Origin of the sequence: Bartonella sp. CL266QHHD (genome assembly GCF_042195355.1) — a bacterium.
Lineage (GTDB): Bacteria > Pseudomonadota > Alphaproteobacteria > Rhizobiales > Rhizobiaceae > Bartonella.
In genome coordinates this window covers 37,226-63,855 of record NZ_JBHIOD010000040.1, presented here as the reverse complement: position 1 = coordinate 63,855, position 26,630 = coordinate 37,226, and the positions used below count along the sequence as shown (strand labels likewise).

18 protein-coding genes and 1 pseudogene are annotated in these 26,630 nt (G+C 36.5%); 7 read left to right on the top strand and 12 right to left on the bottom strand.

Features of this window, described 5'->3' with window-relative positions:
* Positions 1-183: 183 nt before the first annotated feature.
* Both ACFIK7_RS04890 and nhaA read left to right on the top strand, forming a co-directional pair.
* The gene (locus tag ACFIK7_RS04890; RefSeq protein ID WP_375663024.1) at positions 184-1,890 is read left to right on the top strand and encodes a hypothetical protein; all 1,707 of its coding nucleotides are present in this window, start codon (positions 184-186) and stop codon (positions 1,888-1,890) included.
* Between the two features lie 146 nt (positions 1,891-2,036).
* On the top strand, positions 2,037-3,395 hold the full coding sequence (gene nhaA, locus ACFIK7_RS04885; RefSeq protein ID WP_273790392.1) for a Na+/H+ antiporter NhaA: 1,359 nt from the start codon (positions 2,037-2,039) through the stop codon (positions 3,393-3,395).
* Positions 3,396-5,242: 1,847 nt separating this feature from the next.
* On the opposite strand, the gene ACFIK7_RS04880 is transcribed toward nhaA, so the two are convergent.
* Complete coding sequence (locus ACFIK7_RS04880; protein ID WP_375631013.1) at positions 5,243-6,499, bottom strand: aspartate kinase; 1,257 nt, start codon at positions 6,497-6,499, stop codon at positions 5,243-5,245.
* A 189-nt stretch (positions 6,500-6,688) separates the two neighbouring features.
* Between ACFIK7_RS04880 and ubiG the strand changes: the two genes are divergently transcribed.
* Entirely contained in the window at positions 6,689-7,432 is a 744-nt protein-coding gene (gene ubiG, locus ACFIK7_RS04875) for a bifunctional 2-polyprenyl-6-hydroxyphenol methylase/3-demethylubiquinol 3-O-methyltransferase UbiG (protein WP_273790390.1), read from the top strand.
* 20 nt (positions 7,433-7,452) lie between these two features.
* Here ubiG and grxC read toward each other — a convergent pair whose 3' ends face one another.
* Both grxC and ACFIK7_RS04865 read right to left on the bottom strand, forming a co-directional pair.
* A complete protein-coding gene (gene grxC, locus ACFIK7_RS04870) occupies positions 7,453-7,707 on the bottom strand; it encodes a glutaredoxin 3 (protein ID WP_375631011.1) in 255 nt (84 codons plus the stop codon).
* A 47-nt stretch (positions 7,708-7,754) separates the two neighbouring features.
* On the bottom strand, positions 7,755-8,540 hold the full coding sequence (locus tag ACFIK7_RS04865; protein ID WP_273790388.1) for a ComF family protein: 786 nt from the start codon (positions 8,538-8,540) through the stop codon (positions 7,755-7,757).
* A gap of 196 nt (positions 8,541-8,736) precedes the next feature.
* On the opposite strand from ACFIK7_RS04865, the gene ACFIK7_RS04860 reads away from it, so the two are divergent.
* The gene (locus ACFIK7_RS04860; protein WP_375631010.1) at positions 8,737-9,615 is read left to right on the top strand and encodes a methyltransferase; all 879 of its coding nucleotides are present in this window, start codon (positions 8,737-8,739) and stop codon (positions 9,613-9,615) included.
* A 7-nt stretch (positions 9,616-9,622) separates the two neighbouring features.
* Here ACFIK7_RS04860 and ACFIK7_RS04855 read toward each other — a convergent pair whose 3' ends face one another.
* Complete coding sequence (locus ACFIK7_RS04855) at positions 9,623-10,978, bottom strand: L-cystine transporter (protein ID WP_375660049.1); 1,356 nt, start codon at positions 10,976-10,978, stop codon at positions 9,623-9,625.
* Between the two features lie 796 nt (positions 10,979-11,774).
* Between ACFIK7_RS04855 and ACFIK7_RS04850 the strand changes: the two are divergent.
* A pseudogene (locus tag ACFIK7_RS04850) lies at positions 11,775-12,360 on the top strand (type ISP restriction/modification enzyme); the annotation flags it as partial.
* A gap of 984 nt (positions 12,361-13,344) precedes the next feature.
* On the opposite strand, the gene ACFIK7_RS04845 reads toward ACFIK7_RS04850, so the two are convergent.
* Together ACFIK7_RS04845 and ACFIK7_RS04840 are read right to left on the bottom strand one after the other, a co-directional pair.
* On the bottom strand, positions 13,345-14,718 hold the full coding sequence (locus ACFIK7_RS04845) for a glutamate--cysteine ligase (protein ID WP_375637516.1): 1,374 nt from the start codon (positions 14,716-14,718) through the stop codon (positions 13,345-13,347).
* Between the two features lie 68 nt (positions 14,719-14,786).
* Positions 14,787-15,530, bottom strand: coding sequence for a 16S rRNA (uracil(1498)-N(3))-methyltransferase (locus tag ACFIK7_RS04840; protein ID WP_375663023.1), 744 nt, complete (start codon positions 15,528-15,530; stop codon positions 14,787-14,789).
* Positions 15,531-15,765: 235 nt separating this feature from the next.
* On the opposite strand from ACFIK7_RS04840, the gene ACFIK7_RS04835 reads away from it, so the two are divergent.
* Positions 15,766-15,909: a hypothetical protein gene (locus tag ACFIK7_RS04835; RefSeq protein WP_273790383.1), complete on the top strand. Its 144-nt coding sequence runs from the start codon at positions 15,766-15,768 to the stop codon at positions 15,907-15,909.
* A 315-nt stretch (positions 15,910-16,224) separates the two neighbouring features.
* Here ACFIK7_RS04835 and ACFIK7_RS04830 read toward each other — a convergent pair whose 3' ends face one another.
* Positions 16,225-18,105, bottom strand: coding sequence for an AsmA family protein (locus tag ACFIK7_RS04830; protein WP_375637517.1), 1,881 nt, complete (start codon positions 18,103-18,105; stop codon positions 16,225-16,227).
* Between the two features lie 314 nt (positions 18,106-18,419).
* On the opposite strand from ACFIK7_RS04830, the gene folD reads away from it, so the two are divergent.
* Positions 18,420-19,319: a bifunctional methylenetetrahydrofolate dehydrogenase/methenyltetrahydrofolate cyclohydrolase FolD gene (gene folD, locus ACFIK7_RS04825; protein WP_273790381.1), complete on the top strand. Its 900-nt coding sequence runs from the start codon at positions 18,420-18,422 to the stop codon at positions 19,317-19,319.
* Between the two features lie 65 nt (positions 19,320-19,384).
* Here folD and edd read toward each other — a convergent pair whose 3' ends face one another.
* From edd to ACFIK7_RS04800, 5 genes are all read right to left on the bottom strand, one after another.
* The gene (gene edd / locus ACFIK7_RS04820) at positions 19,385-21,208 is read right to left on the bottom strand and encodes a phosphogluconate dehydratase (RefSeq protein WP_375658105.1); all 1,824 of its coding nucleotides are present in this window, start codon (positions 21,206-21,208) and stop codon (positions 19,385-19,387) included.
* 56 nt (positions 21,209-21,264) lie between these two features.
* Positions 21,265-22,017 carry a 6-phosphogluconolactonase gene (pgl, locus tag ACFIK7_RS04815; protein WP_273790379.1) on the bottom strand — a complete coding sequence of 251 codons (753 nt, stop codon included), beginning with the start codon at positions 22,015-22,017 and terminating at the stop codon, positions 21,265-21,267.
* A gap of 10 nt (positions 22,018-22,027) precedes the next feature.
* A complete protein-coding gene (gene zwf, locus ACFIK7_RS04810) occupies positions 22,028-23,500 on the bottom strand; it encodes a glucose-6-phosphate dehydrogenase (protein WP_375663022.1) in 1,473 nt (490 codons plus the stop codon).
* Positions 23,501-23,620: 120 nt separating this feature from the next.
* Positions 23,621-24,904, bottom strand: a complete 1,284-nt coding sequence (locus ACFIK7_RS04805; protein ID WP_375637536.1) for an NAD(P)/FAD-dependent oxidoreductase — start codon at positions 24,902-24,904, stop codon at positions 23,621-23,623.
* Between the two features lie 11 nt (positions 24,905-24,915).
* Positions 24,916-26,343 carry a glutamine synthetase family protein gene (locus tag ACFIK7_RS04800; RefSeq protein WP_273790377.1) on the bottom strand — a complete coding sequence of 476 codons (1,428 nt, stop codon included), beginning with the start codon at positions 26,341-26,343 and terminating at the stop codon, positions 24,916-24,918.
* Positions 26,344-26,630 lie beyond the last annotated feature (287 nt).

Below are 26,630 nucleotides of genomic sequence, written 5' to 3'. Positions count from 1 at the left end.
TTTTCTATAAAGTGCTGAACCCAAAGAAAATTGATAAAAGTTGATAAAGCTATATTGCAAAAAAGATGAGAATAACTCTAATATAGAGCGTAGATAATTGTTGAAACTGGTACACGCTATATTTAAACCTTTGTCGTTGCTTAAAAGAATTTATCTTCACTCTCAATTCACAGAGTGATAAAAATGAAAGAAGAAAGAATGGTCAATCTTAATAGTGGGTATCAAAGTAACCTCAGATATTGGCTCACTTGCATTATTGGATTTGTTGCTATCTTGGCAATTATAATTGTTGGTGGATTTTATATCGCAAAACCCTATCTTGACAGTTTTGTAAGACAAGAAATAGCCCGTCGTGCCATAAAAGCCGAAACATCTGAAGTAAGCATTCTAGGTAAAGTCAACTTGAAGAATGTGACATTACCCGTTCCAGCTGGTACATCACTTAAAATTGGTGCCATTTCTGCCCGTCCTCCTCTTTCCTTTATTCCCGGAACTTTTACATTTTATAATGTTGATTTAAAGCATAATAATATTCATGTGCAAATTCCCCAAATTTCTCTTCGGAGTGTATCCCTAAAAGAAAAAGATAGAACGATAACATCACGTCTTTTACAATCAATGATGCGTATTGAGCTTTCCTCAATTATTGCTCCCAATATACAACTTTCTATAGAAAATAAAAATAACCAAACAGAAACGGTTGAAATCAAGAATTTCCAGCTTTCTGATTTTAGAAATAACCATATCCGTTCAGTTAGTATCAAAAATATGGATCTTAAAACGGTCGTAGCAAATGGTGCCAAACAGATGCAACTTATGGCTAAAAGTGATACAATAAAAGCCCATGATATCGACATCAACTATGCCTATTCTATCATTTTTGGAAAAAACAATGCTCTCAATCAAGGTAAAACCGTTACTGGCCCCATTTCTCTGAATAATATAAGTGTTGATATTTTTGAAGAAGCAGAAAAAAATAGCTCTTTCTTCCTTGGGCAGTTTAAAACATCTGGTTTAAAGATGAAACCGCTTGAACAAACTCCTGAAAAATTAATCAAAGCTTATCTTAATGCAAGAAAAGAGAATAATAAAATCGCTGAAAAAGTTGCACAAAATGGTCTTCTTCTAAACATACTGCTCGCCATTACCTCAGCGGATGCCAAAGTTGATAATATCACCGTTGATATACCGCAGTTGAAAGCAACGCTCGAATCATTCCAATTCAAACCAAGTTTGTGGAAACAACCTATCCCTAAAAAGCTTTTTCTTTCTCTCAACAACCTTTCCATTCTACCTAAAAAAATGAATGAAAAAGACTTAGAATTTTTCAAAAATCTGAACTTTGAGCGCTTTAATGTTTCAGGAAAAATTGATATTTCTTACGATGAAAAAAAACGTATGCTCTTTCTTGATACAATGTCTTTCAATATGAAAGACGTTGGATCTGGAGATATATCGGCTAAGGTTATTGATGTTGATGAAAAGCTTTTTTCTGGTCAGAAAAATATAATGATTTCTGCGTCTCAAGATCTTGGCATTAATGAAATTGATATACAATATACTGATGCAGGTTTCATTGATAAGCTTTTTTCTTATCTTGCGCAAAATCTTAATGACAGCCAACATGATCTTAAAAAGGAACTTTATGACGATTTCTATCTAATGATGACGCAGACCCCAAAAATTCTGCTAAAAAATCATGACGAAGCAGAAAAAATTTCAAAATCCTTAGGAGAATTTGCTAAAAATCCACAAACATTGATCGTGAAAATTAAAGCAAAAGATAATAAAGGTCTCGCAATAGTTGATCTCGAATCTGCTCTACAAAATGATCTATCCAAGGCTTTAAGCAAAGTACATCTTACTATTAAAAATGAAGCATCGCCTTAAACATTTTGTGCTTTAAACATGATGATCTTGTCTATAAATTAAGAACTTTATTCCTCTTTTTTCTTTTATATGATACAGAAGGTATCATACAGAGTTATTTATACAGAGAATATAGAATCTAAAATTGTCGATGCTTGGAGTTGTTCATGTCTGGTTTATCTTCAAATCGCCTGCCTAATCGCGCTTCTCGTGTCACCAATCAAGCGCTTTCTGCTATCGAGCGTTTTCTCCATATTGAAGCTCTTAGTGGTGTTGTTCTTTTATTAGCTGCTGCTTCTGCACTTATTTTTGCCAATTCTAAATATGCTGCTTTCTATGAATCTTTTTGGCATACACCTCTTGGCTTTAATTTGGGTCATTTCACTCTTTCATGGGATTTACATTTCTGGGTTAATGATGCCCTTATGACTATTTTCTTTCTCGTCGCAGGAATGGAAATTCGACGAGAAATTCATGAAGGTGCTCTTGCCGATTTTAAACAAGCAATCTTACCAATTGTTGCTGCAATAGGGGGCGTTTGTGTTCCTGCAATTATTTACTTTATCTTCAATTTTAACGAGGGACATATGCGCGGTTGGGCTGTGCCAACAGCAACAGATATTGCCTTTGCTCTAGGTATTCTAGCTCTTCTCGGAAAAAAAATCCCTTCTAATCTTCATATTATTCTTCTATCATTAGCGATTATTGACGATATTATCGCTGTTCTTATTATTGCTTTTTTCTACTCAACAAACATTGATCCTAGCGGTTTAATGATTGCAGGAGCGGGTATTGCTTTGGTACTATTTTTTCAGTGGATTGGGCTTGCATCAGCATGGCTTTACATTTTACCTGGTGCAATCATTTGGTGGGGTTTAATGGCAACAGGCGTTCACCCATCGCTTGCTGGCGTAATCTTAGGGATGATGACTCCCGTTCTTCCTACCCGTACTCTTGTAGCGCCACTCACCATGCTCAGTAACGCTATGCAAATTCTTCAAGAAAAAAATACAAAAACAGATCTGCATCATATTTCAACAGCATTAAAAAAGATGCGCAAAGGACAACGGGCCATGATTGCCCCAGTAACTCGTGTTCAAAAAGCATTGCATCCATGGGTTGCATACGTTATCATGCCAGTTTTTGCCTTCGCAAATGCAGGAGTAAGTTTTGCAAACTTTGATCTTTCTTCTGACAAATCATTCTTGATTGTTCTGGGTGTTGTCATTGGTCTTTTCATCGGTAAGCCTCTTGGTATTATCACTGCCAGTTATATAGCTGTAAAATCAGGACTATGCCGCCTACCCCCTCATATGACCTGGACAGGTGTTTTACTCATTGGTTTTTTAGCAGGAATTGGCTTTACAATGTCTATCTTTGTTTCAATGCTCGCTTTTAAAGATATTATTCTGCTTGATGCGGCAAAAATTGGAGTTCTTTGTGGCTCTGGTTTATCTGCCCTTATCGGTCTGGGATATGGATTTATTTATATTAAGCGCAATAAAGGAATTTCTCATAGTTCCTAATAAACTAACTGAAAATACATTTTTATGCAGAAATTCTAAAAAGTAATTTTGCCCATTTGTTCGATTCGGACGATATTTAATGTAAAATCCGTTGTCTCGCCTCATCTTTACACTTATGAAGGAGAAAACTAACGTCATCATACTATTTACTAGCCTCTAATGTTGCAACAACCTTTGACACTCGAGAGGAATCATAAGAGATATTTTTATTCCTTTCTTCAATAATCTTTTACTCATGTACCAGCTCCACTCATGATATACACAGAAATGGTTTTAATTATTTCAATAAAGGCTTCGTGGTTTCAGAAAAGCTATTTTTTATTGGGACTATGATTCACTATAAAGAAGAATTTAATTATTATAAATCAATATCTTATGTTTAATAATAAGAAAAAGATAAGAATAAGCAAAGTTCAATAATCAGTTAAGTAATTCCATGGCTTATTTTTCCCAATAAACCACCCTCCTCGTTATTGATTTTATTGCCGGTATTCTAAACAACTTTAATTTTTATCTTCTTAAAAGCACATTATTTTTGGATAAAAATATTCCCGTTTTTTATCATAGACACATCACTTGTCTCACTCCATGAAAGAATTAAACTTGAAGCATACTTCCATAGGAAGCACTCTAGTTTACGTAATTAACTCGCGGGAAAAAAGAAAACCCTAGTCATTTAGACTATTCTAAAACATATGATTGGTGGAAAAATAGAGCATGTATATCGTTGTTCTCCCCTTTTCCCGCTCTTATTTGATATTTATTTTCTTTTTGTTTAAAGAGCTCGCTCTATATTTCTTGATACCATAAAATACTCTTCACAGATAATTTAAAAAGCACTATTTCCGAGACTTTCGAATTTATACAACGCCACATAAAATACAAAAAGAGTAAAATAATATGGCTATATTTCTCACAAGAAGAGTTTTGCTTACAAAGACCACCATTTGCAAAATATGTAAACACGATAAAGAAACTAGCACGATATACTGAAAAAACGGAAGAATGTATTTCATGCGTGGTTGGCAGTATGACACAGAAAATACTTATAATAGAGTAGTTAAAGGAAGAAAGTTAACCTAAAGAACATATGGAGGTATCAAAAACTTTGAAAATCTTAATTATAATTCAAAAAAGAGAAATAGACATGAAAAAAATTTAATTAATAAAAGCAACACACTTGTAACATTATCATTAATTTTGATCTATAGTTACATAATTTTATGAAAAGTACTTCTGAAGAAGCTATAAACGCATAAGATATAGTAATTTTATAACGTATAGCGTAAACATAAATATTGTCTATAGAGATAGATTTTTTTATTGCCTCATAATATGGAAAAAATTAACTTTTCAAGATACACATAAAGTCATAAACAATCATTTGAAGATAAACTAAACATCTATAGAAAATACATCATCAATTTTACTTTTGGTAATTCCATCACTAATCTAATGAGCTCTAATTTCTCTAAGATTTATAATATTAAATCTGTATTGACGGGGCTGTCCCTCATGCAACATGCATCTTTTGAATAAACACTGCGCACTGCTCCTTATTCCATTAAGGCTTATCGTAAAGACTTCTCCATCCCTCTCTATAGGCTCTAAAACGTTTATAGACGGCATATTTTTTATCCCTTCTTAAACAATTTTTTACCCAAACATCTTTCTCTTGTAATGTATAAGTGACCATTTTTAAATTCATCATGAACAAGTTTAAAATGAGAGAGTTTTGCTGTATTAAATATTCTATTTAAGTTAAAAATATAAATTGTTCTTAACAAAAATTATTAACATATATTAAAGCTTTATGTTATTGAAACTTTGTTGAAACTAAAAAATACTTATCCCTTATCAAGAGCATAAACAGCATGTAATGTTCTAACCGCAAGTTCAGTGTAAGCACTATCAATCAAAATAGAAATTTTAATTTCTGAAGTCGTAATTGCTTGAATGTTAATACCCTTTTCAGCCAAAGCCTTAAATGCTGTAGCGGCAACACCTGCATGGCTACGCATTCCAATACCAATCACAGATACCTTGGCGAGATCGCCTTCAAATTGGAGAACATCAAATCCAATTTCTTTGCGATTCTTCTCAAGAAGTGTAACGGCTTTTTCTACATCTGATGATGGTACAGTAAAAGTCATATCAGTTTTTGAGCCATCTTCAGAAATATTTTGCACAATCATATCAACATTAATGCGTTCTTCAGCCAAGGGACCAAAAATTGCTGCCGAAATCCCTGGACGATCGGCAAGCCGACGAAGGGAAATTTGTGCTTCATCTTTGGCAAAAGCAATACCAGTAACATTTTGTTGTTCCACAATTTCATCCTCATCGCAAATAAGTGTTCCAGAAGAACTCATTGAATCCTCCATGCCTAACGCATCAGGATCCTCAAAACTTGAACGCACAAAGGTACGAACCTTATGAACCATTGCTAATTCAACAGAACGAACCTGTAAAACCTTTGCACCAAGAGAAGCCATTTCTAGCATTTCTTCAAAAGCTACTTTTGGTAAACGACGCGCTTTCGGTTCTATACGTGGATCCGTTGTATAAACACCATCCACATCCGTATAAATATCACAGCGATCAGCTTGTACAGCAGCGGCTATAGCAACAGCACTTGTATCTGATCCCCCACGCCCTAAGGTAGAAATCCGGTTATCCGGAGCTAACCCCTGAAAACCAGCAATAACGGCAACCTGACCTTCCTGAAAACACTCGATTAAAAAAGATCCATCAATATTAGTAATACGTGCACGGCCATGCGCATTGTCTGTATGAATAGGAATTTGCCAACCAAGCCATGAACGTGCATTCACCCCCATTTCTTGAAGTGTCAAAGCCAACAATCCTGAAGTAACCTGTTCACCAGAAGCAACCACAACATCATATTCACGAGCATCTCTATGCATGGAGGAAGCATCACTCGTCCACTGAACAAGTTCATTTGTTTTACCAGCCATCGCAGATACGACAACGGCAACCTCATTGCCTGCATCAACCTCTCTTTTGACATGCCGTGCAACATTATGAATACATTCAATGTTTGCTACAGATGTTCCACCAAATTTCATGACAATGCGCGCCATTAATAACACTCTTACCTTTACATCTCTTATCTCAAACAGTAATGAGAATTAGATGCTGTATCAACTAACCATTTTCTCGACATAGCGAATATCTATCATTTGTGCAAGTTTCATTATGATTATATTAATTTCTCTTGACTTTGTATAAAATCTACTTGACCTGATCATTAAAAATAAAAGGAAGGCAACATGATCGATGAAACACAAACAACTATTGATCAAAGTGAAATTGATCACTTTTCACGTATTGCTACAGAATGGTGGAATCCACAAGGAAAATTTCGACCTCTTCACCAATTTAACCCAACACGCCTTGCTTACATCAGAGAAAAAATCTGTTTAGAGTTTAATCGTGACCCTTCTTCACTTACGCCCTTTCACAATTTGAAAATTCTTGATATTGGCTGTGGAGGAGGCTTGTTATCTGAACCAATGGCACGTCTTGGTGCTATGGTTGTAGGCGTTGATGCTGCACAAACAAATATTGAAGTCGCAAAAACCCATGCTGCTCAAAATGACCTTTCCATTGATTACCGCACGACGACAGCAGAAGTACTTGCCAATGAAGGAGAAAAATTTGATATTATCCTTAATATGGAAGTTGTTGAACATGTCGCTGACGTTAATCTCTTCATAGCAGCTACAGCAAAAATGTTGAAACCACAAGGGTTGATGTTTGTCTCAACACTCAACCGCACATGGAAAGCATGGGGGCTTGCTATTGTAGGCGCTGAATATATTCTACGTTGGCTTCCTAAAGGAACCCACGATTATAAAAAATTCCTAAAACCTCTAGAACTTAAAAATTTCTTATCAAAAAACGCTCTGACTGTCATTGATGAGATAGGTATTACTTATAACCCTTTAAACGACAGCTGGAATCGCTCAAAAGACATGGGTGTTAACTATCTCCTTCTCGCAAAAAGGTCGTAAGGATATGTAATTTACAAATATTATATGCCTTGTAATAAAGAATTCAGCTTTCCCTCAGCCTCTAAAGCATAAAGATCATCACAACCGCCAACGTGATAATCACCTATGAAAATTTGTGGAAATGTATTACGTCCATTTGCACGCTGTACCATTTCTTGGCGAAGGGATGTGGAAGCATCAATATCTGTATACTTTACGCCTTTTTTATTAAGCAAATCACGTGCTTTTGTACAATAAGGACAGTTAGGGCGTGTATAAATTATTATCTCTTTCATAGTATTATCCTCCAATATTTTTTAATAATATTCATTTTAAATTCCTCTTAAGAAGAGGGAAAAATAGAATCTTCTTTGAGAACACGCGAAAATGTTAGCACATCAACCTGTCGTGCACCTGCATCTTTTAATGCAGCAGCTGCTGCTGTAACTGTTGCACCCGTTGTAAATACATCATCAATCAGCAAAACAGAACATCCTTTGAGATATTTTTTAACTTTATGCGAAACCTTAAAAGCATTTTTTACGTTAAGTTTTCTCTCTCTTGAAGAAAGACTAACCTGCGGACGGGTATGCCGACAACGAACAAGCCAACTCGGTTTTAAAAGCTTTTTTTGTGATGCTGCAATATAACGTGCAAGCTCAGCAGATTGATTATAACGCCTCTCCCAAAAACGACGAAAATGCAATGGAATGGGAATAATAACATCACAATCATCAATAACCTCGCGTCCAGCAAACATCATCCAATTGGCCATAAATGATGCCAATTCTATATGATCACCATATTTTAAGCGCGTTACTAAAGTTCGTGCAAGCCCTTTATGAACAATGACTGAGCGAACACGTGAAAAAGGATGAGTATTACGGAGTGCTTCACCACTAAGAAAACCATCCCCCATATCACAAACAAAAGGAGTCCCCATAACAGGACAATAAGGTTTCGTGATAAATTGAAGGTCTTTCCAACATTCGGAGCAAATCGTACCATAAGTAGAAACATTTTGCTTACATCCAGGACAAATTGGTGGATAAAGCATCGTTTTCAAGCGTTCAACGAACTTACTTAGTATATCCCCGCTATTTAACGCCGCTTCTCGAAAATACAACATTATAAATTTAGGCTTTTACAAGTTTCCCTCAGAACAAAAGTTCCTTTGTATTTCCTCAATTTATAATTTTAATTCCTTTAAAAACTCTTACCTTCTATAAATTTATTTTCTTTCATATTATAAACTTGACAGAGCTTGCACAAATAATGAACCTTTTCAAAATATATTCTTTCATAGATCGAAAGTGTTCCACAATATGTCGCATCCTTTAATTTTTGATCATAACCGCATTGAACAATTCCGAAAACGTGCCTTTCAAAAAGCAAAAAAAGGATGTGACTTTTTACTCTCTCACATGGCAGAAGATCTCTATAAACGCCTTAGCACTGTTGATCGCCTCTTTACATTAGCTCTTGATTTACACAGCCATACAGACCTTGCTGCGCAAGCTTTAATGAAATCTGGAAAAGTTTGTTCCATAGAACGCATTGAAACCGATACGCTTTATCAAAGCCATGATAAAAAATTCTATTTACGTCATCGAGAATTTCTTGATTTACCTCAAAGTTACTGTGACCTTATTGTTTCACTTCTTTCATTACAATTGACCAATGATACCCCTGGTGTTCTAAGCCAGATAAAAAATACCCTTAAACCAGATGGCTTATTTCTTGCTGTTATGGCAGGAGCTGGTACATTAAGAGAATTGCGGGAAAGCCTGCTGCAAGCTGAAAGTGAAATTTATGGTGGAGCAAGCCCTAGGATCTACCCTTTTGCCGACATTCGTGATGCAGGCGCTCTTTTACAGCGTGTTGGCTTTGCCCTGCCTGTAGCAGACGTTGAAGATATCACAATACGTTATAATACAATGTTTGACCTTATGCACGATCTTAAAGCTATGGGAATGCAAAATGCACTCATCAATCGTTCACGACGCCCTGTATCCAAACGTTTTTTTCTCCGCGCAGCTGAAATCTATGCACAACAATTTAGTGATCCTGATGGACGTATTCGTGCACATTTTTCTTTCATCTGGCTCTCTGGTTGGGCTCCTCATCCCAACCAACAAAAACCCCTACAACCTGGTTCAGCGCAAATATCTCTTACAGATGTTTTACAGCCAAAAAAAATATAACCTAAAATTATTTTTTTAAAATACTTTTATCTGTTGTCCGTAATATTTGACTAGTGACCGTTCCAGCTATCATTGAATCGCTCACGTTTAGAGCAGTCCGTCCCATATCAATTAGCGGTTCAATAGAGATAAGTACAGCAACCAAAGTAACAGGAAGCCCCATAATTGGTAACACAATCAATGCAGCGAAAATAGCACCTCCCCCCACACCAGCAACACCAATAGAACTCAATGTTACAACACCAATAAGCGTAGCAATCCAAGTAGGATCAAGAGGATTAATACCCATAGAGGGTGCAATCATGGTCGCAAGCATCGCTGGATAAAGACCAGCACAACCATTTTGTCCAATTGTTGCCCCAAAAGAAGCTGCAAAACTCGCAATGGATTGTGGTACACCTATCCACTGTGTTTGCGCTTCAATATTCAAAGGAATACTTGCAGCACTTGAACGACTGCTAAAAGCAAATGTTAAAACTGGTAAAACCTTTTTGAAAAAACGAAAGGGATTAATCCCAGAAATACCAAGCAATACACCATGAATTCCAAAAATTAAAATAATACCGACATAAGAAGCAATGATAAAAACCAGTAAATTTAAAATATCTGTAATACGCGATATTGCTCCTACTTTCGTCATAAGTGCAAAAATACCATAAGGCGTCAAAGCAATCACAATACGGACTAACCGCATAATCCAAGCTTGTGCCACTTGAATAAATAAAAGCGCTTTTTCTCCTTTTTCTGGCTCATCTTTCTTTAAAAGGAGAACCGATGCACCTAAAAATGACGCAAAAATAACAACACTGATAATTGACGTACGTTTAGCGCCACTCAACTCAGCAAATGGATTTTTAGGAATCATAGACAAAATCATCTTTGGTATATTCATATCTCCAAGTTTAGAAATATGACCTTCAAGAAGAGCAGAAACATTTTGCCCTTCATGCACCAAACCCTCGGTTGTTAATCCAAAAAAATTAACCACAAGCACACCAACCAATGCTGAAAGAGCCGTTGTAAAAAGCAATATTGAAATTGTTATTATACTCATCTTTCCAACAGCATAAACAGAATGTAAATGAGCAACTGCTGAAACGATAGAAATAAAAACCAGTGGCATAACAATCATTTGCAACAATAAAATATAGCCTTCACCGACAATGTTAAACCATTCAACGGATTTCAATAAAGTGCTTTCACCCTCTCCATAAATAAACTGCAAAACACTTCCAAAAATCAAGCCAAGGATAAGCCATAGCATAACACGTAGTGAAAGACTCCATTGCATTTTCTTACTTTGAGAAACCAATAATAAAAAAATAACAAATAGAAATAAATTGACGAAAAAATTAAATGTCATTGTCTATGCTCACTATTATTATGGTTGACATAAATAATCTGCATAATTCAAAATCAATGCATGATATTTAAAATTAACCTATAAAGCTTACAAGGCTTTTACAAAATCATTATTTTTTTAATTTATAGATTAAAAGAGAATTTTTTATCTACTAATAACTGTTTAAAGAAAATAAATAAAATTATTTTCTTATTCTTTAAATTTATGCTCTTATAAAATAGTTAAATAAGAAAAATATAAACAACATTCATTGCATCTTAATACTGAATAATTCCAGCGTATCTTATCCTATAAATGTCCTTACCACTCTCTTTTGCTATTTGAACTGAAGCGAGCTTTCCAAGAAAAGATGAATTAACAATCGAACATTCATGATTTTTCTAGAAAATACACCAACAAGCTACTTCTGTTCATTTTATGGACTGCACTCTCAATAGCTTTGATCAGCACTTCAAGTATAATTATTTTATTGAAAATACCTTTTATACATTCTTTCTTTGCTCTCAATGAAAGCTTTTTTATTTTTCAAAATTCTTTTTATAGTCATAAAAAGGTTTTGAAAGACAACATGTTGATTTATAGTCATAATTTACTGTTTGCATATTAAATGAGAGTCCCGAATCACATAAGATTCTCTCATTTCAAACCTGTTTATCTTGAATCAATCAAAATCATTTGCTTGCACGTCACAAGCAGGGCAGATATGTGGATAAAAATGTATGAGAAAGGAGTAGAAATACCTCTTATGAAACGTCTTAATGCAAGAGTTGTCGAAACATTGAAGGGCGGAGCTTGAGCAGCAAATATAAATAATATGATTGCTTTTTATAATAGCGCAGTAAAACTTTTAACGATACCTATTCATATGCTGATCGAACAACACGTGCACGTGCTGTAGATAATTTTGTCATTTTAGATACAAAAAAGATAAGTTGGAGTTATAATGTTAAGCAAGGACTAATAAGAGGAAGGTTTTTGAATTTGAAGAGGCATGCCTCACGCAAAGTTCGTATCGCCCTTTTACACGACAATGGCTTTATTATAGTTGTATCTTCAATGATGGAGTTTATCAGATACCACATATATTCCCTATGGTGCCAGTAGTAGAAAATAGAGTAATACAAATTATAGGCATAGGAGCACGAAGCGTTTTTTCTGTGTTGAGAGCTAAGAATTTGCCTAATCTAGATGCAATAGATACAGGTCAATGCTTTCCACGGTATCTTTATAAAAACGTTGAATCTCTGTAACTGATCGTGATGAGAAACATTCCCTTTTATTTACGAATTCTACAGAAGAAAACACAACAGCTGGTTTACAGAGGCGTGATGCCATTACGGATGCACTTTAAAGCTGCTTATCCTAGTGAGAGCATAACAAAGGCGGTTACAAATTTCTAGATAATGAAAACAATGGAAAAGACTGAGGGTATATGATTAAAATGAGAGGCTTTAAGCCTACAAATATTATAAATTTTATGAATAGTACAGTTATAAAGCATTAAAAGAAGCTTTAAAGTAAATTTACAATATATGGGAGATAATTAATCGTCTATAATAAATTGCGCTCATACTGATAAAAATTATTCTGCTATAGAAATGTTGTTCTTTTTTGAATTTTTATGCGTATTCAAACACTCATTCGTTACAAGCTCAATCTCTTTATCTCTTTCATCTTTATCAAGAATAATAGTATTTTAATATAATAACCCCTTTGCATACAAATAGTTATTTCTTATCTATGAATAGCTTATAATTTCACATAACCCTATGAATATAATATTTTTATTTATTAATATTTAATGATGTAATTAACACATTCATTCTATATATTATCATCTTTATTGCTATCTATTTACATAATATATTTCTTTTTTCTATAAAAATAAGCTTGAGTTATACATACATAGATCTATCGGTATTTTTTCTACTGTCTTTTTAGCGCACTGAAAGATTGATATCATAATTTTTGTATAATAAAATGCTCTTTCATATAAGCATCGTATATTGAATTATAATAATTGACTATTAACCGCAAATTATATTTTTTTATCCCTTTTAAAAGTGAAAAATATTATTTTCAGACCTATTCATAAGTAGATGAGCCAAGTGAATAAAAAATGTTTGATAATAAGCTTTATCTCTTATGAACTATCTTTAGTACAAAGGGACAACATTACGATTACGGAAATATCGTGATATTATTGGGTATAAAATCACACTGCCCAAGAGATTTTTGTATTGTATCCTTTCCGTTATGAGAAATGTTAAAAGCAAGGTAGGATATGCTCTCTAGAGCAAATGAGTGAATGAACCACCACGGTTATATGCATTTTTAAAAAAGTAGGAAGTATCTTTGCTTCAAATTTAATAGGCACATTCTAAAAATAAAGGTTCTACCGACTCATTCCAAATAGAATAGTAATGGGACAAAAATTTTTCAGCATCTGTTTGTCCCATTGCAACAACCTCTTCTAGAGGATTAAGAAAATTTGTTTCATCAAAACCATTCGTATCATACTGTTTGCGATTTTTTAAGCCTTTGCGAGCAATAGCGAGAGATTGACGTGCTAACTCTAAAAGAATAGTTTGACGAAAAGGAGTTTTTAACCCTTCTTTAGGAACGCGTTGGCGCAACTCTAAAACTTCTTCAAAACACCAATCTTTTGTCAAAGCCTCTGCCTCATTAAGTGCTTCCCTATCATAAAGAAGCCCAACCCAAAAAGCCGACAACGCACAAATGCGCTTCCAAGAACCGCAATCAGCTCCCCTCATTTCTAAAAATCTTTTTAAGCGGACTTCAGGAAATAACGTTGATAAGTGATTAATCCAATCTCCCATGTTTGGAATTGAATTTGCAACTTGTCCTTTTAATGCTCCATTCATAAACTGACGAAACGTTATGTGTGTACAATCATAGTAACGACCATCACGCACAACAAAATACATTGGAACATCAAGGGCCCATTCAACATAATCAACAAAACCAAAACGCTCAGAAAATATAAAGGGAAGAACGCCTGTCCTCTGATTATCCGTATTACGCCAAATTTCAGAACGCCACGACAAAAAGCCATTTGGGCGCCCTTCTGTAAAAGGTGAACTTGCAAATAATGCTGTTGCAATGGACTGTAGCTTCATGGACACTTGCATTTTTCGCCGCATATCACTTTCAGATGAAAAATCAAGATTAACCTGAACTGTTGATGTGCGATACATCATATTAAGACCATTATACCCCACTTTAGGCATATAATCAGTCATAATCTGATAACGTGATTTAGGCATTCGCGGCGTTTCAGCTAAAGTCCACTTTGGACTAGCTCCAAGACCTAGAAAACCTATACCCAATGGTTCTGCAATTTTTTTGAGAAGAGTTAAATGCTCCATCAACTCGTAATATGTATGGCCTACTGATTTTAATGGTGCACCAGATAATTCAAATTGTCCCCCAGGTTCCAAAGAAATGGCTCCCTGATCAACGGATCCTACGAGCCCAATAATATTCTCTTCATCTAAAATAGGTTTCCATCCTAAGGCGCTTTGCATCCTCTCTAAAAGCGCTCGGATTCCCCTCTCTCCTTCATAAGGAACAGGGTGAAAACCATCTCTATAAAACGGAAATTTTTCATGTTCTGTACCAATGCGCCAATCATCTTCTGCTTTATACCCCCCTTGGAAATAGCTAACCAAAGAATCTAAGTTATAAATTTCACTTTCATCAGTTATATCAAGCGCCATAACTCATCGTATCCTATAATTGGTATCATCATCTTAAATGAATTGTTTAGAATGATTTTACAGATTTCTCAATCCATTGCCCAATCCCCCACGGTAGCATTAAGAAGAGCCAAAGCAGCAACAGCGGCAGTGTCAGCGCGTAAAATACGCGGACCTAATGATATTGGAACCACAAAAGGATGTTTTTTTAAAAAGCTCCGCTCTTCTTCACTAAAGCCACCTTCCGGTCCAATAAGAATACCAGGTGTTGTAACGTCACGCTTTTTAAAAGAAGCTAATGGATTATGCGATTTATGCTCTTCATCACAAAAGAATAAAGGCTGTGTCTTATCCCACCGTGCTAAAAGTTCTGCTAATGATAGAGCAGAGACGCATTCAGGAAGAGATAAAATTCCACACTGTTCAGAAGCTTCAATAACATTGGCTTCCATACGCGCCATATTGATACGCGTAACCTGCGTATGATGCGTCATAACAGGCTGCAAAATCGACACCCCCATTTCAACAGCTTTCTGCACCATATAATCCAACCGCGCGTTTTTGAGTGGAGAAAAGCAATAAATAAGATTGGAATGCGTCGTTTGTAATCTTTCTTGATGGATAAGCTGAACCACAACAAATTTTTTCTTAATAGCGATAAGTTTAGCAAGCCACTCACCATCCTGTCCATTAAAAAGTAAAATTCCTGCTCCTTCTTTCATACGCAAAACATGCACAAGATAAGAAGCTTGTGCCCCCTCTATCTTTATTTCTTCATTCAAAGCCAATGTCTGTCTGATAAATAATCTTTTAAGTTTATAATTTATGCGCATAAAAATTTTGCCAAAGCTCACTATCGTCATCGAGAAAATGAAGAAAAATATATAGCAAAAAGAAAAAATTATATCTATAGAACTATAATATATTAAAGAATTATAGAGTTTTTTTAGCTTTATGAGATAATAATAGGAACTTATAGATCCTTAAGTGATTCTGCTTTCATAAAAGTTTAAATAATGCACCATTCATCTTTGCATTCAGTCATTGATGCATCCGTGGAGGAAAAATATGTCTGCTAAAAAAGCTACAATTATTACGATTACAACCCTCTTAGCCTTTATTTTGATTACAGTGGGAATTGGTTCTGTTGGAGCAGACGGGAAGCATACAATTACCAAAGATGGCTATGGTATTTCTTCTGCGATTCAATAAGCACTGGCCAACATCCTCCTTAAAATTTTAATGTTTTTTAGCAACTTTTCTAAGATTTGCATCAATATTATGAATCTCTTGTATTTGAGAGATTCCATAAGAAGGATTTTTATTCTTCTCTTCAGTCATTTATCTATATCAACCACACTTATTATGACGGAGAGGACGGTTTTTACTGCTTCACGACGAACGGACTTAAAATGAGAGAATCTTTCGATAATGGGAGTTCTGATTTAAATTTAAAAGACAATTTTAAGTTGCAAAAAAACGAATTACCATTATAGGATAGAATATTATACAGATGAAAAACGATACTCAATCTGCGTCAATGTCTTTTGTAACCCAAAAATTACCATGATTTTGTCCTTTAGAGCTTAGAGAAAATGTAAAAGGCCATGCAAGGCTATTAGCAAGACATTGGACGTCTTTACATAAAGTTTCTGATCTATAGTTTTTGTCTAGTTGTGCCTGTAATATCAGTTCATTTTGCTTCCCTTGCGCAATAGCAGCTGCAATGGTTCCTTGAATGGATAAGCTCAAGTCTGCTGTACGCATTAATGACTCTGTCACCTTCATCATACCTTCTGAAAAGCTTGTCTGAATATCCCAGTGATCAAATGTTGTTGAAAAAGTATCATTATTCATTAAAAGAAATTGTTGTTTATTTGAAAGTCTTGTTTGTAATTCATTCAGATCATACCCTAATAGCCGACCAGAAGACATCTTCAGTGTTAATTCACCCTGCATTTTCGTGAAAATTTCTGGCCAAGAATCAGCAAGTGTTCGTACCGTTGCAGTAAAATTCGTTTTGCTTTGTATAAATGGAATAAATCCCAAGGTTTCTAAAGTCTCCTGCATATCAATAGAAGCGCCTGAAATATTTCCTCCAATACGCACTCTCTGTCCAGCTGACGTAACTTCAATATTACTTTGCACGGATCCACCAAAAATATTAGCATGTCCAAGATCAAAAATACCATGCCCATCTCTTATTTGTATTGCAGCAGCTAAATTTGTGAGTGAAATATTTCCTATTTTAGCTTGTGGCGCAGAAAGTCGTATATCCACGCCAATACGATCAAAAGTTCTCATGTCAAAGCAGGCATTTTTCTTTTTGCCTGAAAAAAATATTGAACTCAAGAGGCTAAGGTCTAGGTTATCAAAAGCTAAAGAGCCCATGACATTTGGTACATAATCTTGAAAATCGAGTTTTAAAGCTCCTCGCGCATTGGCTTTTCCCATCGTAAATGTAACATTGTTCATTTGGATATGCATTGGCTGCGCTAAAAAATGAGATTCCCATACAATGGGTATTTTTAATTTATGTCCCCAAAACTGATTTCCACCAACCCAAGACAATGTCTGATTCCATCCAGGAGAACGCATCGATACTTTTCCGTCAAAAATATAATATTCAGATAACCGAGCCTTTCCTGTAAAAGTTATTCCCCCACGTACAGAATTGAGACTTGCCCTAATATGACTTTTGCCTCCTGCAAGAAGCAACAATGCTTGAGAAGCATCAATTGATAACTTTGTAAATTCTCCACGCCAACGCGCATCTGCGCGTAACCGTACTTCCTGAGTTGATTTCGGACAATCTAAAGTTGCATTTAATCCTGTTATTTTTTCTGCTGCTCCTGAAAAACTATCGTGATACACAAGAACACCATTTTTAATGACAATCCGCCCAAAAGGTTGTTTTAAAAGTTGCTCTATCTCTGGATGTTCAGGATTATGTTTTAATATTTCACGCGTATTACGTATTGCCAACCCTAATGCACCTTGTGAGCGAGAAAACCGATCAAAAAAATCTGCTATTGTTTTAACAGGCTTTTCCATAACAAATTGAGGACGCATAATCCGCGTCTCTGAAAAAGAAATATGTCCCCAAAGAAGATCGACGACAGAAAGATCAACTTCTATTGATTCAGCTTCCATTAATGGCGCAACATCATCCATTTTTGATGTTAAAGTAACGCCAGAAAGAAATGCTTTAGGATAAGGAAAAAGATGTAATCGCGGTGGATCACGCAATTGCACATTGTAACCCGTCCATGCACTCAAATCCTGCGCTAAACGAATACGAATCGCATCTGTAGAGATAAGATAAGGTAAAACGAGAATCCCCACTCCCAATAAAAAGATAATTGTAATAAAAATTCCGCTCAAAAGTTTTATTATTCTGATGCGCACAATATCCCTCTATACTTATCCCCCTATAACAGATTAAAAACAAACTTAAATGATCATAAAAAGTTTTTATAACCCTATAATTCACTATATCCACTTTGTATCTTCATTATTTTTGTTCTTTATCCAAAATTTATTCAAACAGCAATGTTGCTGCTTCTTTATAAAGCAATTATTTAAAAGTCTTCAAAACTATAAATCCACAACATTATAAAACCATTCTTACTGTTCTCATATGAATATTGCTATAAAACTCTATCGTATTATTAGAAAATGCTTTACAAAAAAAAAAACAGCCTTACCGAAAGGATCTCTGAATGAATAATATTATCGACGGAAAAAAACTTGCTGAAGAGATTATTGTGAAAGTTAAGGCCGAAACAGCAAAGCTCCGCCATCACTATAATATACAACCTAGTATCGCTGTTATTATCGTTGGAGATGATCCTGCAAGTCAAGTATATGTCGCCTCAAAAAATAAAAAAGCCGAAGAATGTGGGTTTCTTTCAATCAAACATGCCGTTTCCAAAGAAACACAAGAAAAAGAACTCCTTCAACTTATTGCAACATTAAATTCTGATCCCAAAATTCATGGTATTTTGGTACAGCTGCCTCTCCCTGCTCATATGAATACAAATCGCATAACACAAGCCGTTGCTTTCCAAAAAGATGTTGATGGTTTTCATTATATTAATGTAGGAAAACTCGCGGCAAATGCACTTGAAGATGCAATTATTCCCTGCACTCCAGCTGGTGCCATGATGATGATTGAACAACATTGTGGGCAAGATTTATCTGGACTTGATGCTGTCGTTGTTGGACGCTCTAATATTGTTGGAAAACCTATGGCTGCCCTTTTAACAGCAGCAAATGCTACTGTGACAATTGCCCATAGTCGTACCCGTGACCTTGATGATGTGTGTCGAAGCGCTGATATTCTAGTAGCAGCTGTAGGCCGTCCACAAATGATTAAAAAAGACTGGATAAAAGATGGTGCAATTGTTATTGATGTCGGTATTAACCGCGTTGCTGCACCAGAAAAAGGTATAGGGAAAACACGTCTTGTTGGTGATGTCGATTTTGAAAACGTAAAAGAAAAAGCTGCTGCGATTACCCCTGTTCCAGGAGGCGTTGGACCAATGACAATTGCCATGCTTATGGTTAATACACTCAAAGCTGCTGCGCGATCACACAATCTGCCTATACCAAAATTCTAAGAATTGTAACAATTCCTTGTATATGGTTTCATTGTATATGATTCAGCTTATTATTTTTGCATTTTTCATGTCATAAAAACAGATGCCCCTTGATCTGCACGATTAACGGATTGACGAAAAACATGAAAAAGTTCGCGTCCAACACCATGTTCGTTTTTTGAAAGATCTGGAGGTATGATTTTTCGCGCGTTAAATTTTGCTAAATCCTCCAAAAGAGTTAATTTACCCTCATGAGCATCAAGAAAAACAATATCACCATCCTGCAAACGTGCAATGGGGCCATTATCCACTGCTTCTGGTGTCACATGGAGGGCAGCAGGAATTTTTCCTGACGCTCCTGACATACGCCCATCGGTTATCAATGCTACCTTTTGACCGCGATCTTGTAAAACGCCTAAAATGGTCGTTAATTTATGAAGCTCTGGCATACCATTGGCTTTTGGTCCTTGATAGCGAATAACAGCGATAAAGTCTTTATTATGCAACACTCCAGATTTAAAAGATTTTTGTAGTTCCTCTTGATCATTAAAAACAAAGACTGGTGCTTTAATCTGCCAATACTCTGGTTTAACAGAGGAAACTTTTATAATAGCTGTTCCCAAATCTCCTGATAAAACACGAAGACCACCATCAGACTGAAATGGCTTTCTCCACCCTGCTAACACCTTATGATCACCACTTTCCTTAAGAGCCGCTTCACGCACCACATGACCATCAGCAGAAAGCTTTGCTTCAATTGCATAAGCATTGAGATCTTTACCAAAAACCGTAGAAACATCTTCATGGACCAAGCCTGCCTCGATAAGCTCGCGAATAATAAATCCCATTCCCCCCGCAGCATAAAAATGGTTAATATCTGCTAAACCGTTAGGATAAATGCGCGCTAAAAGAGGCACAACGGATGAAATTTCTGCAATATCATGCCATGTCAATTTAATACCGCAAACAGCAGCCATAGCAATCAAATGAATCGCATGATTGGTAGAACCTCCTGTTGCATTTAATCCTACAATGGCATTCACAAAAGAACGCTCATCAATGATCATACCAAGTGGACTATAATGATCACCAAGATCTGTCATTTCAAGTACACGTTTCGTAGCTTCTTTTGTTAAAGCATCACGCAACGGTGTATTAGCATTAATAAAAGAAGCTCCAGGCATATGAAGCCCCATCATCTCCAGTATCACCTGATTAGAGTTAGCTGTTCCATAAAATGTACATGTTCCTGGCCCATGATAAGAACGTGCTTCTGATGCTAGAAGTGTTTGGCGATCTATTTTATTTTCCGCGTAAAGTTGACGTATCTTCGCTTTTTCATCATTACCTTGACCACTCGTCATGGGACCAGCTGCTATAAAAATTCCTGGTAAATGACCAAATGTTAGTGCACCAATCAATAAACCTGGTACAATTTTATCACACACCCCAAGATACAATGCTGCATCAAAGACATCGTGTGATAAGCTTATAGCTGTCGCCATTGCAATTACTTCACGCGAAAAAAGGGAAAGCTCCATCCCCGCATTTCCCTGCGTAACACCATCGCACATCGCGGGAACACCACCTGCAACCTGTGCAACACCACCAACCATACGGGCCGACTCTTTAATTAAGTGAGGAAATTTTTCAAAAGGTTGATGCGCTGAAAGTATATCGTTATATGCCGTGATAATGCCAATATTCCCAACAATATTTCCCTTCAAACGCTCTTTATCTATTGCACCACAAGCAGCAAAGCCATGCGCCTGATTGGCACATCCTAAAAAACTTCGTTTGGGGCGATGAACTTGTGCTTTTGCAATACGATCTAAGTAAATTTCTCGTGTTGATTGAGACCGTTCATAAATCCTTCGTGTAACTGTGGCAATTGTCTTGGAAAGTGCCATATTTCTCTCCCCCTTTCATTGTTGCTGCCCCTCATTCATTGAGAGAGATTACGTTTTTATTCACCTTGTGTCGCATATTTTGATTCACTTATTTCATTTTCTGCAGGCGACCAATAAACCTGAACGAGATGAGGGGAATTACGCAAAATTGCCCGAATAGGCATTTCTATTTCAGACCCGTCTTGACAAGCCTCTTCAAAACAATCGCGTTTCTGAAAACCTTCAAAATGGAGAATAATACAACGAGATTGCATAATAACTGGCAAAGTTAGTGAGAGTCTTGGCTCAACAGCACTCTTAGCATGAAGGGGTAAAACAAGTGCTTGTGTTCGTAAATCAAGCGCTTGCTTTAAACGATCAGCATCAGGAAAAAAAGAAGCCGTATGTCCATCCTGCCCCATTCCTAAAACAACAACATCAAAGGGTTTAGGCAAAGTATTAACACGACTCGCCGCTGAAAAAGCAGCAAGTTCAGCAGTAATTGCTTTATGATAAAGCCCTACAAAACGTGCTTTTTCGGCAAAATTTTGTAACAAATGACACCGTACCATATGTTCATTTGAACGTTCATCGTGTGTAGGGACAAAACGTTCATCGACCAAAGTGATAATAATATTTTGCCAATCAATATCCGCTTTTGACAAATAATGAAAAAACAATGCTGGTGTTTTACCACCAGACACCGCTAAAACTGCTCTCTTGCGCTCAAGAACAGATACACTAAGCTCTGCGGCTACTCGATCTGCCAATGCCAAGGCTAAAGTCTGAGGGGTTTCAAAATCTAAACGGTCAATATTCATTCTATACATACTTATTGCTCTAAACTAAATTGTTCCATATACGCCCATCACGTTCCATGAGGCTCATCGAAGCAGACGGCCCCCACGAACCAGCATTATAACTGTGAACAGGCTGTTTTATTGCTTCCCACCCCTCAATGATTGGATCAATCCAACGCCAAGCAGCCTCAACTTCATCACGACGCATAAACAGTGTTTGATCTCCACGAATAACATCCATTAATAAACGTTCATAAGCATCAGGATTACGTTCAGAAAATGCGGAAGCAAAACTCATGTCTAATGGAATGTGACGAAACCGCATACCGCCATAACTTGGATCCTTAATCATCAACCATTGTTTTACACCTTCATCAGGTTGGAGACGAATTACAAGCCGATTAGAAAAAATTTCATCTAAATCCACATTAAAAATATTATGAGGAATAGGTTTAAAAACCACAACAATTTCAGACATTCTCGTGAACATGCGCTTACCTGTTCGTAAATAAAAAGGCGTATTAGCCCAACGCCAGTTATCAATCTTAACCTTAAGGGCTACAAATGTTTCGCTCTTACTCACTCTTCCCAAATCATCAAAATAAGACTCTACAGATATACCATTTGATAAACCAGAAAGATACTGCCCACGTACAGTATGCTGCCCTACATTATGGACATCAAGCGGTGTTAAAGAATGTAAAACTTTAAGTTTTTCGTCACGCACAGCATTAGCACTGTTGGTAAATGGTATTTCCATCGCAACCAAACAAAGTAATTGTAGCATATGGTTTTGAACCATATCGCGTAAAGCACCAGTGCTTTCATAATATTCTGTACGCCCTTCTAACCCTAAAGATTCAGCAACGGTTATTTGAACATGATCAATATAATTGGAGTTCCATAGCGGTTCATAAAGTGTATTAACAAACCGCAATGCCATTAAATTTTGAACAGTTTCCTTCCCAAGATAATGATCAATACGAAAGATCTGCTCTTCATTAAAGGCGCTTGCAAATACATCATTAAGTGAAACCGCTGTTTTTACATCGCAACCAATTGGTTTTTCAATGATAATCCGTGTTTGTGGTGTCACCAAATCATTTTTTTCCAACTTCATCGCAATATCAGCAAAAAGTGACGAACCAACAGCCAAATAAAAAGCTCGAATATCCGCTGAATCTTGTGACAGAAGGAGGGCTAAATCCTCCCACCCTCGATTTGAGGAAACATCAACAGAAACGTAAGTTAAACGTGCAAGAAAACGATTGAGTTCTGTTGAATTTAGATCTTTTGGATGGATATGTTTTTCTAAAGAAAGACGGATAGAATTTTGATATTCTTCACGACTTAAGGAAGTGCGCGAAACCCCAATAATACGTGTTGGCTCACTGAATTGCCCAGCACACTGACAATGATACAAAGCCGGCAAAAGCTTGCGCAACGCCAGATCACCATTGCCACCAAAAACAATACAATCAAAGGAAGAAACTGGAATAATTTTACGCACCATGAACTTGTTTATTTTTCTATTCGATTATGAAATCCCATATCACTTATAAAAGCTTTCATCATTAAAGCAGACAGATACTAAATAAGCCATTAATTTTCTTCATTTCAAGCAATGTTTCCATTAAAGGCGATCCAATAAAGAAAACCAACGCATTGCTAAAAATATAAGCGGATAACGCAAAACTCTTCCCCCCGGAAAAGATGAAATCTTTAAGTCTTGGAAATAGGAAAAACGTTCATATTTTCCAGTTAACCATTCTGCGTATAATTTTCCCACGAAAGGAGCCAGCATAACGCCATGCCCTGAATAACCACCACAATAAGTCATCCTTGAAAAAATTTGGCGAACATAAGGCATGCGTTCAACTGTGATGGCAACCGTTGCTCCCCACCGATGGCTTAAATTGATAGAATGTAATTGAGGATAAATTTCAACAATTTGCCGTTTTATACGTTCATCTAAATTTAGAGGATGCTTATTATCATAACTTTCTACACCACCAAATAAGAGACGATTATCAATGCTTTTGCGAAAATAGCGAACCATAAAACGGGAATCATCAACCGATTCCCCCCCTATAAGAATTGAACTATGCTTTGGTAATGGGTCCGTTGCTCCAATATAAGAGCGAATAGAAACAATATTTTTTTCAATAAAACGCTCCAGACCAAGTTTATACCCATTTGTTGCAAGTAAAACATGCTCTGCTGTTACACTGCCTTTTTCTGTTATTACTTTCCAATGTGCTCCCTTGCGCCTTACGGTCGTTACTTGTGACTTCTCATAAAGCTTAGCACCAGCATCTTGTGCTCTTTTTGCCAACCCAATAATCAATTTTAAGGGATTTATATGACCGGTATCCGCATCATAAATACCACCACAATAAAAAGTTGATCCAAGTCGCTCAAATGTTTCAGCCTTATCCATAAAAGTAAGCGCGTGATAGCCATAACGCTGCATCGCCTCAATATGCCGTTGATAAGAGAGAAGCTCACGCCTTTTATGAGTTACAGAAAGCTGTCCTCCTATCAAATCACACGGACAATTAGGCATTGCGCATAAAGCTAAAATATCTCTTTTAGCTTCTTCTGCCAAATCAAACAGAGCCTTACTTCGCTCAAAACCATACTTTTTTTCTAATGTTTCTACCCATTGCCGTTGCCCTGTTCCCAGCTGTCCACCATTGCGCCCTGAAGCACCATCACCAAAACGTGATGCTTCAAATAAAACAACATCTACTCCAGCTTTGGCTAAATGATAAGCAGCCGAAAGACCCGTAAATCCGCCTCCAATAATGACCACATCACACTGTCTGTTTTCACAAAAAGAAGGATACGATGGACGTTCTCTTAAAGCATCTTCATACCAAGAAATTCCTGGAGAAATTGAATTATAATCAATCATCGTCATAAAATTTAAACATTCAGCAGGAGATATTCACGCTCCCACGGACTGATTACTTCCATAAAAGTTTCAAACTCTTGGCGTTTGATTGCAGCATAAGTACTGACAAACACATCCCCTAAAATAGCACGTATCACTGTATCTTGTTCAAACAAATTGACTGCCTCAATGAGTCCACGCGGCAACTCAATATTATCAGCGTTTACATTATTTGTCGCTGGCTCATCCGGCTCAATTTTTTGTTGCAAACCAATAAGACCACACGCTAAAGAAGCTGCAAGGGCTAAATAAGGATTCGCATCTGATGAAGGAAGTCTATTCTCAACACGCCGCGCTTGAGGAGCAGAACGAGGAACTCGAAAAGCTGTAGTACGATTATCATATCCCCATCGCAAATTAACAGGAGCCGAATTATCAGGAACAAGACGTCGATAAGAATTCACATAAGGTGCAAGCATCACAAGTACCCCTGGCATATGTTTTTGCAATCCACCAATAAAATGGCGAAAACAGATACTTTCTTCACCATTTTCCTGTGTAAAAATATTCATACCGGTTTTCTTATCAACAACCGATTGGTGAATATGCATAGCAGAACCCGGCTGCCCTTGAATGGGTTTTGCCATAAAAGTTGCATACATATTATGTTTTAGTGCTGCTTCACGAATTGTTCGTTTAAACATAAAAACTTGATCCGCTAATTCAATAGGATCACCATGACGTAAATTGATTTCAAACTGTCCTGCTCCTTCTTCATGAATGAGGGTATCAATTTCCAATCCTTGTGCCTCTGAAAATTGATAAATATCATCAATCAAATCATCAAATTCATTCACACCAGCAATGGAATACCCCTGTCCACCACCAATTGAACGTCCAGAACGACCAACCGGTGGAACTAACGGATAATCAGGATCGGGATTTTTTTGTACCAAATAAAACTCAATTTCTGGTGAAACAACAGGGCTTAAACCCATTTTTGTGTAAAAGTGAACCACCGTTCGTAAAACATTGCGTGGTGTGTAATCCACAACCTGACCATTTTGATACACAAGATCACAAATCACCTGTGCCGTAGGAGCATCTTCCCATGGAACAATGCTTAACGTAGAAAGATCAGGCTCAAGGCGTAAATCACCATCTGCTTTAGGATATTCAAAACCATGACCATCTTCCGGATAATCCCCTGAAATTGTTGCCATAAAAACTGCTGAAGGCAATGCCAATGATGTTTCCGATGTAAATTTTTTAGAAAGCATCATCTTGCCCCGTGGTACCCCTGCTTGATCAGGCGTAATACATTCAATATCCTCTACCTTACGGAAAGCAAGCCATTGTGAAACTTGTTCCCAATTGTGCACACCACGTAAACTTTTGAGAAAACGAGAAACAGGTTTAAAATTCTTACTTTTCGTTTGTTTACCATTTTTTACATCCATAACATACCAACTTTAAAAACAATCAAGTCCTATTCTTATTGTATCAGCCCATGCATAAACGACACGAAAAAAATTTATCAACTGATATTTTGAATAATACTATAAGATCCATCAAGGTAAAAGAACTTTACGCTCAACAAGCTATCCTATCACCATAGTGAAAAAATTGATATTGCACGCGATACATCGGTGCGAACCTTCTCCTTATATAAAACAGCGAGAAATACCATATTGTACGTAACCTAATTCCGATTCAAATAATCATATATAAGCAAACATTGGCGAGA

Coding starts and splice junctions, on each gene's coding strand:
- ACFIK7_RS04890 (WP_375663024.1), top strand. CDS start 184: ATGAAAGAAGAAAGAATGGTCAATCTTAATAGTGGGTATCAAAGTAAC.
- nhaA (WP_273790392.1), top strand. CDS start 2,037: ATGTCTGGTTTATCTTCAAATCGCCTGCCTAATCGCGCTTCTCGTGTC.
- ACFIK7_RS04880 (WP_375631013.1), bottom strand. CDS start 6,499: ATGGCGCGCATTGTCATGAAATTTGGTGGAACATCTGTAGCAAACATT.
- ubiG (WP_273790390.1), top strand. CDS start 6,689: ATGATCGATGAAACACAAACAACTATTGATCAAAGTGAAATTGATCAC.
- grxC (WP_375631011.1), bottom strand. CDS start 7,707: ATGAAAGAGATAATAATTTATACACGCCCTAACTGTCCTTATTGTACA.
- ACFIK7_RS04865 (WP_273790388.1), bottom strand. CDS start 8,540: ATGTTGTATTTTCGAGAAGCGGCGTTAAATAGCGGGGATATACTAAGT.
- ACFIK7_RS04860 (WP_375631010.1), top strand. CDS start 8,737: ATGTCGCATCCTTTAATTTTTGATCATAACCGCATTGAACAATTCCGA.
- ACFIK7_RS04855 (WP_375660049.1), bottom strand. CDS start 10,978: ATGACATTTAATTTTTTCGTCAATTTATTTCTATTTGTTATTTTTTTA.
- ACFIK7_RS04845 (WP_375637516.1), bottom strand. CDS start 14,718: ATGGCGCTTGATATAACTGATGAAAGTGAAATTTATAACTTAGATTCT.
- ACFIK7_RS04840 (WP_375663023.1), bottom strand. CDS start 15,530: ATGCGCATAAATTATAAACTTAAAAGATTATTTATCAGACAGACATTG.
- ACFIK7_RS04835 (WP_273790383.1), top strand. CDS start 15,766: ATGTCTGCTAAAAAAGCTACAATTATTACGATTACAACCCTCTTAGCC.
- folD (WP_273790381.1), top strand. CDS start 18,420: ATGAATAATATTATCGACGGAAAAAAACTTGCTGAAGAGATTATTGTG.
- edd (WP_375658105.1), bottom strand. CDS start 21,208: ATGGCACTTTCCAAGACAATTGCCACAGTTACACGAAGGATTTATGAA.
- pgl (WP_273790379.1), bottom strand. CDS start 22,017: ATGTATAGAATGAATATTGACCGTTTAGATTTTGAAACCCCTCAGACT.
- zwf (WP_375663022.1), bottom strand. CDS start 23,500: ATGGTGCGTAAAATTATTCCAGTTTCTTCCTTTGATTGTATTGTTTTT.
- ACFIK7_RS04805 (WP_375637536.1), bottom strand. CDS start 24,904: ATGATTGATTATAATTCAATTTCTCCAGGAATTTCTTGGTATGAAGAT.
- ACFIK7_RS04800 (WP_273790377.1), bottom strand. CDS start 26,343: ATGGATGTAAAAAATGGTAAACAAACGAAAAGTAAGAATTTTAAACCT.